Source organism: Pandoraea pnomenusa (assembly GCF_040391475.1).
Lineage (GTDB): Bacteria > Pseudomonadota > Gammaproteobacteria > Burkholderiales > Burkholderiaceae > Pandoraea > Pandoraea pnomenusa_C.
This window is the reverse complement of sequence record NZ_JBEBXS010000010.1, coordinates 134,164-152,342: the sequence shown is the minus strand read 5'-3', so window position 1 is coordinate 152,342 and position 18,179 is coordinate 134,164. Positions and strand designations below refer to the sequence as shown.

General features: G+C 62.6%; 16 protein-coding genes. 5 read left to right on the top strand and 11 right to left on the bottom strand.

Annotation, left to right across the window (positions count from 1 at the left end):
• Positions 1-203 precede the first annotated feature (203 nt).
• Positions 204-719 (top strand): FUSC family protein, encoded by a 516-nt coding sequence (locus tag ABWO90_RS13075; RefSeq protein ID WP_353191664.1) that lies wholly within the window; start codon positions 204-206, stop codon positions 717-719.
• Positions 720-804: 85 nt separating this feature from the next.
• Here ABWO90_RS13075 and ABWO90_RS13070 read toward each other — a convergent pair whose 3' ends face one another.
• Positions 805-1,293 carry an Lrp/AsnC family transcriptional regulator gene (locus ABWO90_RS13070; RefSeq protein WP_353191663.1) on the bottom strand — a complete coding sequence of 163 codons (489 nt, stop codon included), beginning with the start codon at positions 1,291-1,293 and terminating at the stop codon, positions 805-807.
• A 141-nt stretch (positions 1,294-1,434) separates the two neighbouring features.
• Between ABWO90_RS13070 and phhA the strand changes: the two genes are divergently transcribed.
• The gene (gene phhA / locus ABWO90_RS13065) at positions 1,435-2,280 is read left to right on the top strand and encodes a phenylalanine 4-monooxygenase (protein WP_353191662.1); all 846 of its coding nucleotides are present in this window, start codon (positions 1,435-1,437) and stop codon (positions 2,278-2,280) included.
• Positions 2,281-2,503: 223 nt separating this feature from the next.
• Entirely contained in the window at positions 2,504-2,809 is a 306-nt protein-coding gene (locus ABWO90_RS13060; protein WP_353191661.1) for a 4a-hydroxytetrahydrobiopterin dehydratase, read from the top strand.
• 24 nt (positions 2,810-2,833) lie between these two features.
• Here the strand turns inward: ABWO90_RS13060 and ABWO90_RS13055 are convergent, their stop codons facing one another.
• The 6 genes from ABWO90_RS13055 to ABWO90_RS13030 all read right to left on the bottom strand — a co-directional run bounded on the left by ABWO90_RS13055 (position 2,834) and on the right by ABWO90_RS13030 (position 11,885).
• Entirely contained in the window at positions 2,834-3,286 is a 453-nt protein-coding gene (locus ABWO90_RS13055; RefSeq protein WP_353191660.1) for an SET domain-containing protein, read from the bottom strand.
• A 162-nt stretch (positions 3,287-3,448) separates the two neighbouring features.
• A complete protein-coding gene (locus ABWO90_RS13050; RefSeq protein WP_353191659.1) occupies positions 3,449-4,090 on the bottom strand; it encodes a MarR family winged helix-turn-helix transcriptional regulator in 642 nt (213 codons plus the stop codon).
• Between the two features lie 1,414 nt (positions 4,091-5,504).
• Entirely contained in the window at positions 5,505-6,620 is a 1,116-nt protein-coding gene (locus tag ABWO90_RS13045; RefSeq protein ID WP_353191658.1) for a YbdK family carboxylate-amine ligase, read from the bottom strand.
• Between the two features lie 3 nt (positions 6,621-6,623).
• Positions 6,624-7,829: a cation:proton antiporter gene (locus ABWO90_RS13040; protein ID WP_353191657.1), complete on the bottom strand. Its 1,206-nt coding sequence runs from the start codon at positions 7,827-7,829 to the stop codon at positions 6,624-6,626.
• 343 nt (positions 7,830-8,172) lie between these two features.
• Complete coding sequence (mnmC, locus tag ABWO90_RS13035) at positions 8,173-10,188, bottom strand: bifunctional tRNA (5-methylaminomethyl-2-thiouridine)(34)-methyltransferase MnmC2/FAD-dependent 5-carboxymethylaminomethyl-2-thiouridine(34) oxidoreductase MnmC1 (RefSeq protein ID WP_353191656.1); 2,016 nt, start codon at positions 10,186-10,188, stop codon at positions 8,173-8,175.
• Positions 10,185-11,885 carry a ClcB-like voltage-gated chloride channel protein gene (locus ABWO90_RS13030; protein ID WP_353191705.1) on the bottom strand — a complete coding sequence of 567 codons (1,701 nt, stop codon included), beginning with the start codon at positions 11,883-11,885 and terminating at the stop codon, positions 10,185-10,187. Before ABWO90_RS13030 ends, mnmC begins: the two co-directional genes overlap by 4 nt.
• A gap of 855 nt (positions 11,886-12,740) precedes the next feature.
• On the opposite strand from ABWO90_RS13030, the gene ABWO90_RS13025 reads away from it, so the two are divergent.
• Positions 12,741-13,196, top strand: a complete 456-nt coding sequence (locus tag ABWO90_RS13025; RefSeq protein ID WP_353191655.1) for a MarR family winged helix-turn-helix transcriptional regulator — start codon at positions 12,741-12,743, stop codon at positions 13,194-13,196.
• A 78-nt stretch (positions 13,197-13,274) separates the two neighbouring features.
• Here the strand turns inward: ABWO90_RS13025 and ABWO90_RS13020 are convergent, their stop codons facing one another.
• The gene (locus tag ABWO90_RS13020; RefSeq protein WP_353191654.1) at positions 13,275-14,222 is read right to left on the bottom strand and encodes a DedA family protein/thiosulfate sulfurtransferase GlpE; all 948 of its coding nucleotides are present in this window, start codon (positions 14,220-14,222) and stop codon (positions 13,275-13,277) included.
• A 167-nt stretch (positions 14,223-14,389) separates the two neighbouring features.
• Positions 14,390-15,955: a DHA2 family efflux MFS transporter permease subunit gene (locus tag ABWO90_RS13015; protein WP_353191653.1), complete on the bottom strand. Its 1,566-nt coding sequence runs from the start codon at positions 15,953-15,955 to the stop codon at positions 14,390-14,392.
• A 426-nt stretch (positions 15,956-16,381) separates the two neighbouring features.
• On the opposite strand from ABWO90_RS13015, the gene ABWO90_RS13010 reads away from it, so the two are divergent.
• Positions 16,382-17,176: an MHYT domain-containing protein gene (locus tag ABWO90_RS13010; protein WP_353191652.1), complete on the top strand. Its 795-nt coding sequence runs from the start codon at positions 16,382-16,384 to the stop codon at positions 17,174-17,176.
• Between the two features lie 93 nt (positions 17,177-17,269).
• On the opposite strand, the gene ABWO90_RS13005 is transcribed toward ABWO90_RS13010, so the two are convergent.
• Both ABWO90_RS13005 and thpR read right to left on the bottom strand, forming a co-directional pair.
• A complete protein-coding gene (locus ABWO90_RS13005; RefSeq protein WP_353191651.1) occupies positions 17,270-17,485 on the bottom strand; it encodes a hypothetical protein in 216 nt (71 codons plus the stop codon).
• Between the two features lie 57 nt (positions 17,486-17,542).
• Complete coding sequence (gene thpR, locus ABWO90_RS13000; RefSeq protein WP_353191650.1) at positions 17,543-18,127, bottom strand: RNA 2',3'-cyclic phosphodiesterase; 585 nt, start codon at positions 18,125-18,127, stop codon at positions 17,543-17,545.
• Between the last annotated feature and the right edge of the window lie 52 nt (positions 18,128-18,179).

Genomic DNA, 18,179 nt, shown 5'->3' with positions numbered 1-18,179 from the left:
GCGCTTTTCACGGCAGGACACGACATTTCGGATTCGTGGCACGTCCGGGTCGGAATTGTCCGGGTCGGGAACCGCCATTGCCGAGGGAGTCGGTGTGACTTCGAAATGGTTCTGCAGCGGGTATGACAAGCGCATCAGCAGGTTATGCGCCGGAATCGCCCTATGTCACACTGGCATCTTTCCGTGTCCACCCACGCGTGCCCATGTCCATCGCCTTTCTCCATCCCAAGAAGAACGCGCTGGTCTATCTGATCAAGATTCTCAGTGGATCGCTGATCGTCTGGTTCGGTCTTCGCGCCGCAGGTTTCCCCGAGCCGTATTGGGCAATGATCTCGCTCATCATCGTGACGGAGCCGGATCCGCTGCAGGCCCGCAGCAACTTCAAGGCGCGTTCGATCAACACGATTACGGGCGCAGTCGTGGCTTGTATCGTCTTGCTGGTGATGGGGCCGGGATTGGCAGCGATGCTCGTGGGCATCACGATTGCCACGCTCGCGGCGATGCTGGTGCAGAACTATCCGGCGAACTGGCGTCTGGGGCCGGCCACGGTGGTCATTCTGATGTCGGCGGCGTTGAGCGGTCAGGGACAGGGGCTGCACGAGGAGCTCAACCTCGCCATGCTGCGCGTCATCGAAGTGCTGATCGGCTCGACGGTTGCCCTGATCCAGTCGCTGATCTACGGGCGCTACGTCAAGCCATGGCTGATGCCCGCGGACTGACGTCTCGCCGGTGCCAGTGAGCCGATGAGCCAGTGACGGGCCGCCCGAGGGTTGCCAGGGCAAAGCGACCTGGCGCCGCCCGCGATCAGCGCCCTTGCCGGTTCGCCAGATAGTGCAACGGCAGCGCGTTGCTGCGCTTGAAGGCGCTCAGCACGATGTTCGAGCGCACGTTCTCCACGCCCGGCACCTGCATCAGCCGTTTCATCACGAACGCCGACAGCGCGTTCAGATCCGGCACCACGATACGCAGCAGGTAATCGGCCTCGCCGACCACAGCGTGGCATTCGAGCACTTCGGGCAACAGATCGATTTCCGCCTGAAAACGTTCGATGACCTGATCGCCGTGATGCTGCAGGCGCAGTGTCGTGAACGCCGTCACCGCCAGGCCCAACGCCTCGGGCCGCAACACCACGCGATATCCCTCGATCACCCCTGCGGCTTCGAGCCGTTGCAGGCGTCGGCCGATTTGCGACGCGGACAGCGCCACGTGTTCCGCCAACTGGTGATGGGTGGCTCGGCCCTCCTTCTGCAATGCGTCCAGAAGTGCCAAATCGAAGCTATCCAGATCAAGCATGACGAATCTCCGCAATAAATCGTATTTTTATGCGAAATTAATGCAAACGACTTTCACCACAGGCGCATTATGCGCCCATTTCGCATGCCATGCGCACTACACTTTCAATCAATGTCACCGCTTGATTGAGTCGTCCGTATCATGTCCCTTACTGCCATGCTCGAAGAGCAATTCGCCGCCGGTCTCACGACCCGCCCCGACTTCACCATCGATCAACCCGTCGATCAATACGGCGCGGTCGATCATGCGGTGTGGCAGCAACTTTACGAACGCCAGACGGCCATGCTGCCGGGCCGCGTCTGCGATGCCTTCATGGAGGGTATTCGCGCTCTCGACATGGACGCACGTCGCGTGCCGGAGTTCGAACACCTGAACGAAAAACTGATGGCCGCGACCGGCTGGCAGGTCGTGGCGGTGCCGGGACTCGTGCCCGACGACGTCTTCTTCGACCATCTCGCCCATCGCCGCTTCCCGGCCACGTGGTGGATGCGTCGCCCGGACCAGCTCGATTACCTGCAGGAACCCGACTGCTTCCACGACGTGTTCGGCCACGTGCCGCTGCTCGCCAATCCGGTGTTCGCCGACTTCATGCAGGCTTACGGCAAGGCCGGCAAGATCGCGCAATCGCTGGGCGCGTTGCCGTTGCTCGCTCGCCTGTACTGGTACACGGTCGAATTCGGTCTCATGCGTGACGGCGACGGGCTGCGCATCTACGGCGCGGGTATCGTCTCGAGCCGCGGCGAAACCGAGTTTTCGCTGACCTCGCGCGAGCCGAACCGCATTGGGTTTTCACTCGAACGGGTGCTGCGCACGCAATACCGCATCGACACTTTTCAGCAAACGTACTTCGTGATCGACGACTTCGCTCAACTGTTCGACGCCATGCGCGCCGACCTGCCCGCGCTGTTCGAGTCGCTCGCGCAAGCACCGGCGTTTGCTGCCGACGTCCGCCGCACGGAAGATACGCCGATCCTGCTCGCGGCATGATGGCACGGCCCGGGGCATGCGGGCCGAAAGCTTCCAGCGCTTCCCGAGCCCGCCTCCACCGGCCCGATGCGCCGCCCTTTTCCGGGCGGCTTTTCGCCTATGGGAGGGCGCTCACGCACACGCCGCGTCTGCCTGTGAAACAATAGATTGCATGAAACGGCATCCCTGCCGTTTCACCGGTACCGATGCGTACTCACGTACTGCATGCTTTGAAAGGAATGCCATGACAACACGACTCTCATCCGAGGCACGCGCCAGCCTGACCGAAGTGCTGCCCGAGTGGCACCAGGTGGTCGGACGCGACGCCATCCAGCGCAGCTTCACGTTTCACGACTTCAACGAGGCCTTCGGCTTCATGACGCAGGTCGCGCTCAAAGCCGAGAAAATGAACCATCACCCGGAGTGGTTCAACGTCTATAACCGTGTGGACATCACCCTCTCGACGCACGACGCAGATGGCCTGACCCAGCGCGACGTCGATCTCGCCCTGGAAATCGATCAGTTCGCCGGCGACCGCGCCTCCAGCTAAGCCCCGCCGGGCAACGTCACGCGCTCAGCGCTTCGGCGCGAGCAGCGTGCCGCGGCACGCCTTGCTGCCACAGTGACAGGCGTATTCGCGTTTGAGTTTTTTCGTGTACCGCGCGTCAATGACCAGACCGTAGTCGTAGAACAGTTCTTCGCCCGGCTCGATTTCGCGCGTGGCGTAGATGTAGACATGCTCCCCTTCCTCACGCGCTTCGCAATTCGGCGAGCAGGCGTGATTGATCCAGCGAGCGTTGTTACCGTCGACCTTCCCGTCGATGCAACGACCATCTTCCAGGCTGAAGTAGAACGTGTGGGTCGGATGCGCCGGATCATGCGGATGGCGGCGCAAGGCTTCGCGCCACGAAATGATCTCGCCCTTGTACTCGATCACGCGATCGCCCTTCTTGAGCCGCTTGACCGCGTACACCCCCTTCCCGTGGACGCCCGACTTTCTGACTTCGATTCTGCGCTTGGCTGCCATCTGTATGCGACGAGGTTTCGTGGATGCAAAAAAGCGCAGTGTACAGGCACGCGGCGGTCGTGTGCGTGACAAGTCTCGACGAAAAAAAACGTCACCCGGTACCGAATGACGTTCTCCCCCCTCGTTGGCGCCGCGTTCGCGTCACGATTGCCGGTCGCCCGCTCAGGTCTTGCTATAAAGCTTCCAGACCTTGCGCTGAGTGACGATGTCGGCGTCTTCATGCGCGTTGCAGTCGAGCGGCAGACGCGAATCGTCATAAGTTTCGTTGAAGTGATTGCAGTGGTATTGGGCCTTGCCCCGCGCCGACACTTCGAAATGGCTGCAGGTCAGACACATACGCTGGGGCGGCATGTCGCCGCGCTCCTGCATCGTGAAGATCATTTTGACGAGGGAGCGGTAGAGCTGTGCGCCCTCCTTCTCGCCGAGCGAATCCGAGGCGCTGGTAAGGAAGTTCGGCCATTGCGACGCCTTCTTGGCCGCCGTCTTGCCACGTGCCGTCAGACGCAGCGCCAGCGCGCGACCGTCGTTGGCATCGCGTCGTTTCTCGACAAGCCCCTTGCTTTCCAGTGTGCTCACGGCCTCGCTGACCGTGGCCGATGTGAGTGCGGCATCCTCCGCAATCTCGCCCAATCGCATCGGCACGCCGCGCATGAGCAGGAGCGTGAGAATCTCACCCTGCGTCGGCGTCAATCCAGCCAATGCCGCGCCCTCCCAGGCGTGGCTCCGTAACGCAGTTCCCATGCGCAACAAACCTGCTGTCACGCGCTTGGACAGCGCTTCATCTAGTGGGGTCGGAGTAGCCATGATTTTCGTTAGGATTTCTAAAAACTATACGTCGGTAAAACAGCTTGTCAAATATACTCACGGGCGGTGCATCACACGTCTCATCTAAATCTTTCCTAATCTTTCGGCGCCCCGCCCGGGGGAAACCCTAAGCCACTTCCGTGTCGATACGCGACGACAGGTCGCTGTTGAACTTGCCGTCCCACCACGATTCCATTGTGTGTTCTGAGTTGAATTTTGGCGTATCAGTTCTTGTACTGATCTCCCAAATCCTACTCACGATGTTTACAAAATATTGGTGTCCTGCTCACTGGCGGTGCGAAGCGTTGTATGGCCGGAAATATTTCGCATCCCATGCGAATCACGCAAGCGACTGAACAGATGTAACAAGCCACGTCGAGACAAACCTCCTCGCACCCCGCACCAAAATCGCATGCGTGCGGCAAAGCCTCGTCAGACATGGCTCGCAGGCCATAACGATCCTCCGCGCCAACCTCGCAGTCCCGGCCCCCTCGTCCGAAATATCTCTCGATCGCCAAGGCAATCCTGCCGCGCCCGACGCTTTTCACACGCGCACCACCTCTCCTGCGATTCGGATAGAACGCAAACGATTTGAAACACAACCGTCGATCGTCAAACGTCGATGACAGCGTTTCGCAAAAAAGTCGGATTCGCGTGTCCGCCGGCAACACCTTCGGGACACGCAATGAGAGGAATTTGACAGTGCCGCAGGATTCGCCCGTTACCACCAGCGAAACCAGCATTCATCGTGTCTTGCACCACGCTCGTTAAGTCGAAATTCGAAGTGGCGAGATTGTAGCCGCGAACCTGGCAGCCCAAGTAAAAACATCAAAATTATCCACAAAACCGGGTTTTCGAGGGTCTGATGCACAATATTTAGGCGCCTGTGGATAACTTTCTGGATAAGTCATCGGACTAGATGTGCATGGGTTCGGGATAAGTCGCGAATCTTTCCACAGGGGGCAAAAACTGTTCAGAGTTGTTCCCGGGATACCCGCTGTTTTTCCATCCAGTTCTCATTCCGGCAACTTGCTGTTTACACGACGTTAACTGTGGTTATCCACAGGAGTGGGCTGCCTTTGTTAACTACTACTATGTATACATACAGTAAACCTATTAAAACCTTAAAACCTTGCTACGAGCGCCGCAAAAACCGCAAAACCGGGTCATCCTGAACAGTGGAAAACGCAGCGCTCGCGATGCGTGATTCGGGCGTTTCCAGGGCATTCAGGCTCGCAGGCGGCACACAGCGGAAGCACTTCTTGCCGAGTGCCGCACAAATCGCCTGCTGCAAACCGTCCGGGCAATAAAAAACCCCGCCAAGGCGGGGTTTCGTGACACCGATCGCTTAACCACGGGTATCACCGGGGACAAGCACGCCGAGATCCGCATCGCGTGCCATGGTTACGTCACATCATGCCGCCCATCGCAGACACTGCTGACGCACCATCTCGTTAAGCGACTTCGCGTCGGCGTGGACTTCACGCAGCCACACGGCGTCGTTCTTGCCCGACGCGACCAGATCCGAAATCTCCTTGCAGGCAGCTTCGGCCTCCAGCGCCGCCGCATACGGTTTGATCACTTCCAGCGTTTGGGCGATGTGCTGCCCCAAAGTGGTGCGTTCACCGTTCTGCGGATTCACATAGGCGCCTTCCAGACCGAAACGGCACGCTTCGAAACGGTTGAACGTGTAGACCAGGTAATCGTCTTCGCTCAGCACGTACGGACGCTCGTCGAGCAAATACTTCGCCAGAGACTGGATGTAACAGGCGATAGCGGCCGCGCGACCGACCGAGAGGGGGGTATCCATCACCCGGACCTCGATCGTCCCAAAACCCGGTTTAGGCCGAATGTCCCAGTAGAAGTCCTTCATGCTCTCGACAACACCGGTCTTCACCATTTTGTCGAAGTACGTTTCGAAGTCTTCCCACTTCAGGACGAACGGCGCCCGACCCGACAGCGGGAACGCGAAAACCGAGTTCAGACGCGCCGAATGGAAACCTGTGTCGACCCCCTGCACGTACGGCGACGAGGCCGACAGCGCGATGAAATGGGGGATGTAACGGGACATGGCATGCAGCAGGTAGAGCGCGCTGTCCGGATCCGGGCAACCGATGTGCACGTGCTGACCGAACACGGTGAATTGCTTGGCGAGATAGCCGTACAACTCGGAGAGGAAGTGAAAACGCGGCGAGTCGTAAATCGTGCGCTCGCTCCAGCGCTGGAAGGCATGCGTGCCACCGCCGCACAGACCGACGTTCAACTGCTCGCTCGCCGCCACGAGCACATCGCGAATCCGGCTGAGCTGGGTGACGGCATCGCTGTGGTGATGGCAGATGTCGGTCGACAGCTCGATCATGCTTTCCGTCATTTCCGGCTTGATATCGCCCGGATGCGTCTCCTTGGCCACGAGCCGCATCAGATCGGCAGCCGCTTTCGTCAGATCGTAATCGTGGCGATTGACGATCTGCATCTCCAGCTCCACGCCAAACGTGCAGGGCTTCGAGGGAATGAATTCTTCTAATGACATGGCTTAATCCTTCCGTTCACCGACAAGGGCCAATGCCCAATAGACCACCAGCGGTCCCAGCAGTTGCAGCACGGCGATGGTGCACATCACCACGGCCTTGAGCATGGGATCGAACTGCGGGTAGATGTCGTACGTGTCGGCCACGAGTACGAATGCGAGACTGGCCATCGGGCAGAGCGACAACCCGAGCGCGACGGCCTGCTTGTAACTGATACCTGCCTGATGCGCCACGGCCACCGTGCCGACTACCTTGGCAATGCCCCGCACCACGATGATTGCCAGCGCCGCCAGTCCGCCGAGCACGAGGTACTGCCACTGGAACGCCAGCGACGTCAGCACGAACAACACCACCGCCAGCAACCAGCCGGCCGTGCCGAAGTACGCCGGCCAGAGTTGCGGACGCTCGTCCAGATTCCGGAAGATGATCCCGGCGAGCAGCAACGTGAGCGAATTCGGCAGTTTCAGCATATGCACGAGCGCGACCATCAGCATGATCAGGCCGATGAGCATGACGAAAGCGTGGTGGTCCTGGCTGCCGAACTTGCGGAAGACAAGATTGCAGGCCTTGGCCAGCACGAACGCCAGCACGATCGAGCCGATGAGCAGATACAGCGGGTGAAACAGCACGACCCAGACACTCGAGTGATAGGCCTGGTGCATCCAGCCGTAGACCAGCTTCACGGCCACCACGGCATACACGCTGTTCAGTGCCGCCAGCGCCAGCAAACGCTCCGTCACCTGACCCTCGGCCCGCAGTTCGTTCTTCAACTGGATGACCACGGCAGGCGACGTTGCCATGCTGATCGACGCAATCAATACGGCCGTGAGTGGCGTGATGTTGAACACCCGCAGTACCGCGTAGACCGCAATGAACGTGAGCAAAGCCTCGAGCGCGCTGGTGACGATGATCCAGGGATTCGCCCGCATCCATTTCAGGTTCAGGCGGCTGCCCAGCTCGAACAGCAGCAGGCCGAGCGCCAGGTCGATCAGTAGCCGGATGGCCGCGCTCGTTTGCGCGTCCAGCATCGATGAAAGACCCAGGGTGCCACCGACCAGCCCGACCACGGCGTAACCGGTGATGCGCGGCAGGCGCAATCTCCGGAAACAGATTTCCCCCGCGAGTCCGGCAAATACCAATGCAAGACCTGCGAAGAAAACGGGATCAGGCGCCGGCGGCCAGCCCGGGAAAAGGGACAGTTCCGACGTCATTAATGCTCGCTTTGCGCCGCTTGACGGCGCATCAAGTGGTGAAAAGGAAAGAAAGCCGCGCGCGGGGTTGCAGATAAGGACAAATGCGCGACGAACCCGAAGGGTTGGGTTCATTTTGCCACACTCGGTTTCGGCCGCCTTCAAACGGTCGGCAGACTGGCGGCGGGGCGCAGACTTGGGGAGCAGGCACGACAGACGGCAGCCCCTGCCTGCAGGCTGCGATGTCTGACGGGTCGATGTCCGTGGATGCAGGGACAGGCGAGGCAGTACGGGGGCGGCACCGAAGGTGCGACGCCCCCGCAGGGGGCGGGGCTTGCACCCCTATAGGGTCAGATTCGAATTTCTAGACTTTGCGTAGCGATTGCATCAGATAACGTGCGGGGTCGATGGCGTCGGCCAGGTCGCTGCCCAGCGGCCACGGTTCGCCCTCGATCTGGCTGGCGACCAGCTCCGCGCATAGCGACGCAAAGACCAGTCCACGTGACCCGAAAGCAAAGCTCGCATACAGGCCGTCCAGGCGCGGCAGATCCCGCAGATGCCCGCCTGCCAGTCGCTTGCGTTGCGACTCGATGGCCGTGACATCGGGCAACTGCCCCGCCATTGGCAGCCGATCCGTGGCGAGTGCCCGGAACGCCGTGCGCCCGCCCAGTTCGGCGGCGGCCGACGCGCTTGCCAGTCCCGAGTCGCCGAAGGCCTCCGCATGCGCAGGCAGCAGCGACGCGAGACGTCGCAGATTCGCCTGATGGTCGCCCACACGGACGGCCTCGGCAGGGTCGTCAAAGCCGTACGTGGCGCCGGTAATCGGCCCAGTGCCACCGAGCGGCGACGGCGCGACATAGCCATCGCCACAGACGGGCACGCGCAGACCGGGCAGTGTGTCGGGCGGCAGGAACGTCAATTGTCCGCGCACCCGTTTGACCGGCAGGTACTCCGGGGCGAGGTACGGCGTGAGAAGCTGCTGGGAGACGTCGGCGGCCGTCACGATGGCCACGTCCGCCTCGGCCAGCACATGCCCGGTCTCGTCGAGGGCGGCCCATCGGCCGGCGGTGTGCTCGAGGCGCGCCACGGTCACGCCGTAGCGTGCGTCGAGCGATGGCCCGGCCGCGACCAGTTCGGCGCGGCACAGCATCGCGGGCGCCAGCGAGCCACCCTCCGGATACCAGACGCCGCCGTGGGCCAATGCTTCCCCGGCGAGCGTCGACGCCTGTTCGGCATCGACCCACTTCGCATACGTGTCCGGGTACTCATGGGCGGCCACGAGCTGCTGCATGGCGCGCGCTTCGGTGTCGTTCATGGCCACCTGGAGCAGGCCGTCGGCGCGCCCGGGCAATCCGCCCGGCAGGGTTCGCCATTGCGAGAGCGCGTACAGAAAGCCTGCCCGGGAGAGTCGCGACAGTAGGTTGTCGTCGGCCGAGAGTTGCGGATGAAAGACGCCCGCGGGATTGCCCGAGGCGGCAGCGCCCGGCGCTTGTGCCCGCTCGAAGAGCCTCACCCGCCAGCCGCGCGCAACGAGGCGACGCACCATCGCCGCCCCCGCCATCCCGGCACCGACCACGATGGCTTCACGCGCCCGAGGCGCGGGAGCGTCGGGCGGGTCGTATCGACGCATCCGGTAAGGCGGTGCGTACCGCCCGGCGAGCATGTCGCGCTGGTGTCCGTAGCCGGGGCGCTGTGTCATCTCGAATCCGGCAGCCATCAGGTCGCGCCGCACTTCTCCGGCAGCGGTATAGGTCGCGAGCGTCGCGCCCTCGCGTGCCAGGCGGCCGAGGGCCTTGAAGACGTTGGCCGACCACATGTCGGGGTTCTTGGCCGGGGCAAAGCCGTCCAGATAGAACGCGTCCGCGCCCGCGCGCAACGTCGGCATCAGGTCGAAGAAGTCTCCGAAGCCCACGCTGAGCACCACGCCCGGTGCGAGTTCGAGACGGTGCCACCCGGCCAAGGGAGACGGCCACGCGTCGCAAAGCCGCTGCACCAGCGGGGCCAGCTCGGCCATGCCGGGCAGTACCAGCATCGGCTCGAGCATGCGGCGCAGGTCCTGTGCGCGAAAGGGAAACTTCTCGACCGACACGAAGTGCAGTCGCGCAGGCCGTTGCGGATCGTCTCGCCAGGCCGCCCACGTCGCGAGGAAATTCAGCCCGAGGCCGAAGCCGGTTTCGACGATGACGAATTGCTCCCGGCCGCGCCAGCGTTCCGGCAGATCGTTGCCACCGAGAAAGACGTGCCGTGCCTGACCGAGGGCGCCGTCGGTGGTGTGATAGACGTCGTCGAAGACCGTGGAGTAAGGGGTACCGTCGTCGGCAGTCGCCGGTTCGGCGGGGCGGATGGAGCGGATGGGGCTGGCGCCCGGGCGACGGTTCATTCGCCACCCCGCTCTTCCGTCACGATCTCGATGAGTCCGGGCAAGGACACGACGCCAATCCACTTGCCCTCCCCGTCGGCAACCGGGACCCAATCCGCATGCATCTTGCCCACGGATCGCAACGCACTGACGAGCGGCATGCTGCCGTCGAGCGCCTTGCACGGCGTGATGACATCCGTCCACCGCTCGGGCTCGCCCGTGGCCTGCCGGCGCCACCAACTGGCGGCATCGAGCGTGCCCACGAGCTGTCCGTCTTCCGCCCGAACGACTAGATTGCGGTAGCCCGACGCGATAAAGCGCTCGCCAACGCGTTCCGGGGTGTCGGCGGCGCTCACCACGGCGTCGTTGTCCACTGCGAGGGACGCCAGACGCATCTCGCTGGCATCGCCCGTCATCGACAGCCAGCGTCCGGCCACCTGATTGCGGCGCAGCGACTTGGCGTACACGGAGTCCGAACGCAGCGTATGCGCCGTGAGATAGGCCGTCACGCACGCCAGCATCAGCGGGAGCACGACCTGATAACTCAGCGTCATCTCGAAGATCATCAGAATCGACATCAGCGGTGCGTAAGTCGTGGCCGCCAGGAACGCCCCCATGCCGACCACCGCGTAGCTGCTGGCCACCGACGCCGTGGCCGGTGCGAGCGCGTTCATGGCGAGGCCGTACAGGCTGCCCAGCGCTGCGCCCACGAAAAGCGTTGGCGTGAACACCCCGCCCACAGCCCCCGAACCGGCAGACGACGCCGTGGCGAGCACCTTGAAGACGAGCACCATCGCCAGTGCTTCCCACGCCCAATGGGTATGCAGAATCGAATTCACGACGCTGTAACCGTTGCCCCAGACCTGAGGCACTTTCAGCGAGAGCACACCCACGACCAGCCCGCCGAGCGCCAGACGCATGAACAGCGGCACCGGCAGCGCACTGAAGCGCTGCTTCGAGGTATCGAGCAGGCGAAGAAACAGCGGCGCGAGCACCCCGGCGAGCACGCCGAGGCCGACGTAGAAGAACACTTCCCATCCCGAGACGAAGTCGAAGCGCGGCATCTGGTAGACCGCTTCGTAACCGAGGAACTGGCGGATGACGATGTTCGCGATGACCGAGGCCACGACCAGCGGCCCGAGCGTGGCCGTCGAAATGGAGCCGTAGACGATTTCGGAGATGAACAGGGCGCCGGCAATGGGCGCGTTATAGGCGGATGTAATACCGGCGGTCGCGCCGCAGGCCACGAGCAGGCGCAGCCGTTCGGGCGGAAACGCGAGGATGCGACCGACGAGCGAAGCGAACATGGCGGCCAACTGCACCATCGGCCCTTCCCGGCCGATCGACGCGCCCGACGCCACCGAGCACAGCGACGAGAGACTTTTGACGAGCGTCTGACGCAGGCTCAGCACGCCCGTACCGATCGCGATGGCCTCCATGTAATCGTCTGAGCCCTTCTTCGGCACCCATAGCGTGGCGTACTGGAGGATCAGCCCGGCGACCAGGCCGCCAGCGGTCGGCAACAGCAGCCGTTGCCACCAGTTGAGGTTCTGCGCCATCTCGACCATGCCGCTGCGATGACCGGCGAGCAGGAACTGGAGTCCGGAGAGTGCTTCACGGAACGCCACGGTGGCCAGGGCACCCAGCAGCCCGACGATGCCGGCAAGCAGCAGCGTGATTTGCAGGGTGTTCGGTGCGAACTGACGACGCACCCACACAACGACGGGCAACTTGGCCCAGGCGGACACTGCTGACACGGATAAAGGACGATCGTGATCGGAATTGGGTCTCATGGTATCGATCGACGCCTTTTTTTGAAAGCGTGCGGCCGGGAACCCGATTTGCGCTGCGGAATTCGCCCAATAACTGAGTAATGCTCAGGTAACGCATTTTTTGCCGCATTTTCTTGTTCGGCGCTCGTATGCGGTAGCACTTTCCCGGGGGCTTGCTTGCCGTGCCTCCACCGAATCGCGATCTTCCGGTTGGATCGATCGAATCGATCCTTTGGCGCCTGTGTCGATCCTTTGTGCAACCAACGCTCAGGGTGACGCCTTCGACACCGCGATGTCTCACAAAAAATGAGGATTGCTCAGATAAGCGTTTTTTTGAAGTCTTTCGAACGGAAGTGATCCAGTCTTGGCCAAGCCACTTGCACAGGATCGATCCCTTCGCCGGAACGTCTTGGCAGGGGCCGCGGCGCGCGTCATTTCCGCGACGCCACCAGACTTGCATGACCAAGACGGATTTTCTGAACGTTACTCAGATAACGGTAAATCTGGACACTTTCGAGCGGCGTGAATCCCGCATCAGCGGCCTTTTTTCAACGGTTCCGGGCGCGCCGGCGACCACTGCCGCCCACACTCTCCCTCCCCGTTCCTGGCCGCTCGCCAAAGCCTTTTTGCCAGGGCTACGCACCTTCGCGCTTCCGTTCGCGGTGGCTTTCTCGAGCGCTTCCACGGACCATGCACGCGATGTCCACTCCGTGTCGAAAGACGCCCCACACGACTGGTCACATTGCACGCGGTGAAATAGAATGGCGCGCAATCGAATTGGAATTGAGCCGCAATACCGGAATGGCAGTCAGTAAAAAAGCCGCACAAAAATCCCCTGTGCGTCTGGAAGAGCAGTTGGGGTTCGCGTTGTACTCGGCGTCGCTTGCCATGACCAAAGCGCACAAGCCGATGCTCGACAAGCTTGGTCTGACCTACTCGCAATACCTCGCGATGGTCGTGCTCTGGGAGCAGGACGATATTGCCGTCAATCAATTGGGTGCGCGTCTCGGGCTCGATTCCGGCACGCTCACCCCGTTGTTGAAAAGACTGGAATCCATGGGGCTTTTGACGCGTCGGCGGGGCGAGGCAGATGAGCGTCAGGTCTTCATCGATCTCACGCCGAGAGGCGTGACCCTGCGTCGTGAGGCGCGTCAGGTGCCTGCGCAAGTGCAAGCGGCCACGGGGCAATCCGATACCGCACAAAAGACCTTGCGTAACCTGCTGCTTCAGCTGCGTGACACCCTGAACGACGTCTGAAAAAGAAAACGCGCGCTTCCTCTCGGAAAAGCGCGCGTCATTCTGTTGTGCGCAATCGAATGCGATTGCAGAAAACTTTCAGTGCGCCGGAACCAGCATCTCCATGCCGTCCAGCTTCTCGACGGTGTACCCGGCGTCGCGCCATGCATCGAGGCCGCCGAGCAGCGGACGCACTTCCGCAAACCCCTGCTGACGCAGTTGCTGCGCCAGACGAGCGGCCGTCACTTCGTTCGGACAGGCGCAGAACACCACGATCCGCCGATCGCGCGGAATATCGCGCAGCTTCTCCGCGATTTCGTCCGGTTCGATCGCCATCGCGCCGGGAATGGTGAACGGATCGATGGCTCGCCGTGCCGCCGAGCGCACGTCGATCACCACGGGCGTGACTTCGTCCTTCATCCACCCTTCGAGCGTCTTCACGCCGATGCGCGCCATGCGCAGCGAGCGCAGCAGCCGATAGCGGTTGAGCCACCGATTGAGCAGATACAGCGCGAAGATCAGCACGACCAGCCACAGCACGCCGCGTCCGAGGGTGTCGAAGGCGTCGAGCACGGCCACGATGTGCGAGGCGAAGACCACGCCGAGGGCCACGGCCACGCCCGACCAGAGCGTCGCGCCAATGGCGTCGTACAGCAGGAACGTGCGCCACGACACGCCGAGCGCACCGGCCATCGGTACCGACAGCGCCGAGAGGCCCGGCACGAAGCGGGCGAACATGAGCACGCGCACGCCGTGGCGTCCCATCGCGCCCTCGGTACGGCTCACGCAGGTGTCGGGCGACATCGACAGGCGGCACATGAGACGCAGGATGTGATGGCCGTAGCGGCGACCGGCTAGGAACCAGAGGGCGTCGCCCAGCAGGGCCGCAAAGACGGCGAGCGCGACGATCAGCGCCGCCGGAAAGAGCGACGTCGAGGCCGTGACAATGAGTGTGGGATACGCCGGCAGTGGCAACCCCAGCGCCTGTCCGAAGATGTTCAGAAAGACGAGCCAGAGGCCGTAACGGGCGATCAGATCGAACAACATACCGGTACCTGTTGCAAATGTGCGCGATACCGCATGGTAGCGCCGAGCCGTGACAGCCAGAAGCCGAAAAGCCGAAACGTACTGTTGCTTTTCTGGAACGATTGGCCCGGTCGACTCGGGCCAATGTCATGGCCATCGCCATCGCCAGCGGTCGTCGGCGGCAGGCGTCAGTGGCCCACGGCCGCCTTGGTGCCTCGCTTCGGCTTGGTCAGCCAGACCACGACCGCCATCGCCAAAAAGACATAGCCGGACAGATGGAAGATGTCGTTCGTCGCCAGCATGAACGACTGGCGCGTGACGAGATCGTTGAGCATGCCGACGTCGGCCCCGTTCGTGAGCCCCAGCCCCTGACGCAACTGGTCGAGATAGCTCGTGGTGGCGTCCGAAAACGGCGTGACCTGTTCGGCGAGTCGAGCGTGGTGGTAGATCGCGCGGTCTTCCCACAGGGTCGTGCTCACGGCCGTACCGATGGCGCCCGAGAGCGTGCGGAAGAAGTTCGAGAGCCCGGACGCCGCCGCGAGCCGGTCGTCGGAAATACTCGAGAGCGTGATCGTCGTCACCGGGACGAAGAAGCAGGCAATGCCGATGCCCTGCACCAGTCGCGGCTCGATCACCTTCGCGAACGACAGATTCAGCGCGAAGTGGGAGTTCCAGAACGACACCCCGGCGAACACGATGAACGCGAACGACGCCACCGCCCGCAGGTTCAGCCGGTCCATGTTCTGGCCGATGATGGGCGAGAGCACCAGCGCGAGCAGCCCGACAGGCGCCGTCGCCAGCCCTGCCTTGCCGGCCGTGTAGTCCATGACCGTTTGCAGCCACAGGGGGAAGATCACCACCGAGGCAAAGAACGTCATGAAGCCAAACGAAATCACCACCACGCCCAGCGCGAAGTTGCGATCCTTGAAGAGGGTGAGGTCGACGATCGGTTTGTCGGACGTCAACTCCCAGACGATCAGGAAGGACAGGCAGATCGCCGCCGTGAGCGCGAGCGTGATGATGAGGCTGTTGTTGAACCAGTCGCGGTCCTTGCCGAGGTCGAGCATCATTTGCAGCGAACCTACGCCAATGGCAAGCAGCGCCAGACCGATCAGATCGATGGGCAGTTTCTGTGTCTTCGTCTCATGCCCGCGCAGCAGAATGAAGCACGAGACGGCGGAGAAGATCCCGACCGGCACGTTGATGTAGAAGATCCACGGCCAGGTGTAGTTATCGGTGATCCATCCGCCGACCACGGGGCCGAATATGGGCGCGACGATCACGGTCATCGCCCACAGGCCGAGCGCTAGACCGCGTTTCTTCTCCGGGAAGCTGCGCAGCAGAATGGTTTGGGAGAGCGGCACCATCGGGCCGGAGACGAGGCCCTGCAGCAACCGGAACAGCACCAGCGACTCCATGTTGGGCGCCAGGCCGCAGAGCATCGACGCCACCGTGAAGGCCGCGACCGACATCACGAACAGCTTCGCCTCGCCCACGCGACGCGCGAGCCATCCGGTCAGCGGTACGGCGATGGCCGCCGCCACCGCGTACGAACTGATGACCCACGTGCCCTGACTGTTCGAGACGCCGACGCTCCCCGCGATGGTGGGAACGGCGACGTTCGCGATGGACGTGTCGAGCACTTCCATGAAGGTGCCCAGCGCGAGACCGATCGTGAGAATCGCAAGTCGCCCGCCGGTGAGCGGTGCCCCTTGCGGGGCGGCGTTGGCATTCGCGGCGGCAGCATCTGCCATGTGACGTCTCTCCCTGAAATGACGGCCAGGCCTCGACGTGCCCGGTTCTTGTCTTCCCCGGATGGTGCCGCAGAACGGCGATGATGTGCGACGCAGGTTTGGAACCTGCGCTCTAATCGGTGCAGCAACGCCTTGAGCGCTCGTCCGTCACCCCACGTAACGCGCCGTTTGCGCGCTGTATAAGGGTTTGCGTCGAAACTGCCTCCCGGGATGGAAATCCCGTGCGGCAAATTCACTTTGACTCGCGAACCAAAGACGTTTTTTCCCCTTGACGCCGATAGACCACCGGGATTGAATCGCGCTGACGCCCGACGTGCTCGATGCCACGTCGCTCTCCTCTTTGGGTGTCGTCGTGAAGGCGCAAATAAGAAACGCTCGTCCGTGCGCTCCGGTGCTCCGGCGAAAGCAAAATCACAGGATAAGCCCATGCAGCCAGGTAGCGTCGTTCCCCTTCAGTACAGTGAGTTCCTTGTTCTGCTTTCGTTCGTGATATCGGCGCTGGGAGCCTATGTCGCGTTGGTGGCCGCGTCTCGCATTCGCGACGACGACGGACGCATCAGCCTCGGTTACCTCTTCGTGGCGGCGCTCGCCCTGGGCGGTATCGGCATCTGGGGCATGCACTTCATCGGCATGGCCGCGCAGCGCATGCCGTTCCCCGTGTCGTATTCCTTATGGCCGACGCTCGGCAGTCTGGTGCTTGCCGTAGTCGTGTCCGGGGCGGCGCTCTGGTATGTCGCCCGCACCCCGTTTCGCAGCGCCATGCAGTGTGTCATTGCGGGGGTGGCGGGCGGGCTGGGTGTCGCGGGCATGCATTACCTCGGCATGAGCGCAGTGCGCACGCAAGCGTACTTCGAATGGGACACGACGATCATTGCGTTGTCGGTCCTCATCGCGATCGTTGCGGCGAGCGTGGCACTTTGGCTGGCGTTTCATCTCGAGACGACCCTGCAGCGGGCGCTGGCGGCGCTGGTCATGGCCGTAGCCGTGTGCGGCATGCACTACACGGGCATGCGCGCGGGCACGATCATCTGTACGGCCGAAACGCGTGCGCAGGTCAGCATGCGTCTGCACGGCGACACGCTGCCGTACGGCGTGTTCGCGATTGCATGCGTGGTCTTGCTGGCCATGGGCGTGCTGCTCTATCGCACGTCGCGGCGGCGACGCGAGCGCATGGCGGCGCGACTCGATGCGGTGATGCGCCAGCGAACGGGACACGTCTGACACCTTTCCCCGGACTCCAAATGCAGAACGCCGGCCCGTCTTGCGATGGGCCGGCGTTCTGCTATCCGGGCGCCCAGCGGCGCCGCGCGATGTTCAGTGAAGGATAGGACTCGCGCTGATGGGCATGACATCGCCCGTTTCGATCAGGTCGACGATAAAGAACGGTTCGGTGTTGAGTTCCTTCGATGCCCCGGGTTGGCCGGAATACCAGCGCACCATCGCCATATCGCCGAGCACACGGGTCACGATCCCCAGGGCGCCTTGCGGCACTGCGATGTGATTGGATTTGACGATCGAACCGATTTGCACTTGAACCTCCCGCGAATGACAAAAAACCGATGCGCGTGGCGCCTGGCCCGCACATCGTCATCCGACTATACCGTATTGCGTAGCGGGGGTTGCCGATTTCTCGGCCGGTGCGGTGAAAAAGCCATCGGGCGCGTTGCCGCGATGCTCGGCCAGCACGCGGTAGTGCGGCCCGCGCGGCGTGCGCACCGAATGCACCAGCACGTAGCCATCGCAATGCCAGTGGAGCGGTCGCGGATACGGATCGGACGGTGCGCGTCGTGCGTGACGCAAGAGCGTGACGTGCGGGCGAAACGACTGTGTGATCACGCGGGCGCCGGTAGCGCGCCACTGCGAGAGCAGCGTATCGCGTGTGACGACGAGGCTTTCGGGTACCGACGGCGCGCCAGCCCAGACGATCTTGCGATCCGACCAGTAACCGAGATGGTCGAACGAGAACGTGAGGGGGGCGAGCGGCGTGCGCTGCATGAGCGCGAGCAGGACAGGCAGACGAGCGGGATCGACTTCATCGAGGAAGGCGAGGGTCAGATGCAGGGTTTGGGCGCGCAGCACGCGTCCGCCGCATTCGGAATGCGCCGACACGGCCCATTCGTGGAGCTGCGCGCGGACGACCGGCCCCGGCCACAGGGCAAGGAAGAGTCGCATGAGAACACCGAAGGTTGGAACCTGCTGATGATTCTCATAGTAGGCGCGCGGT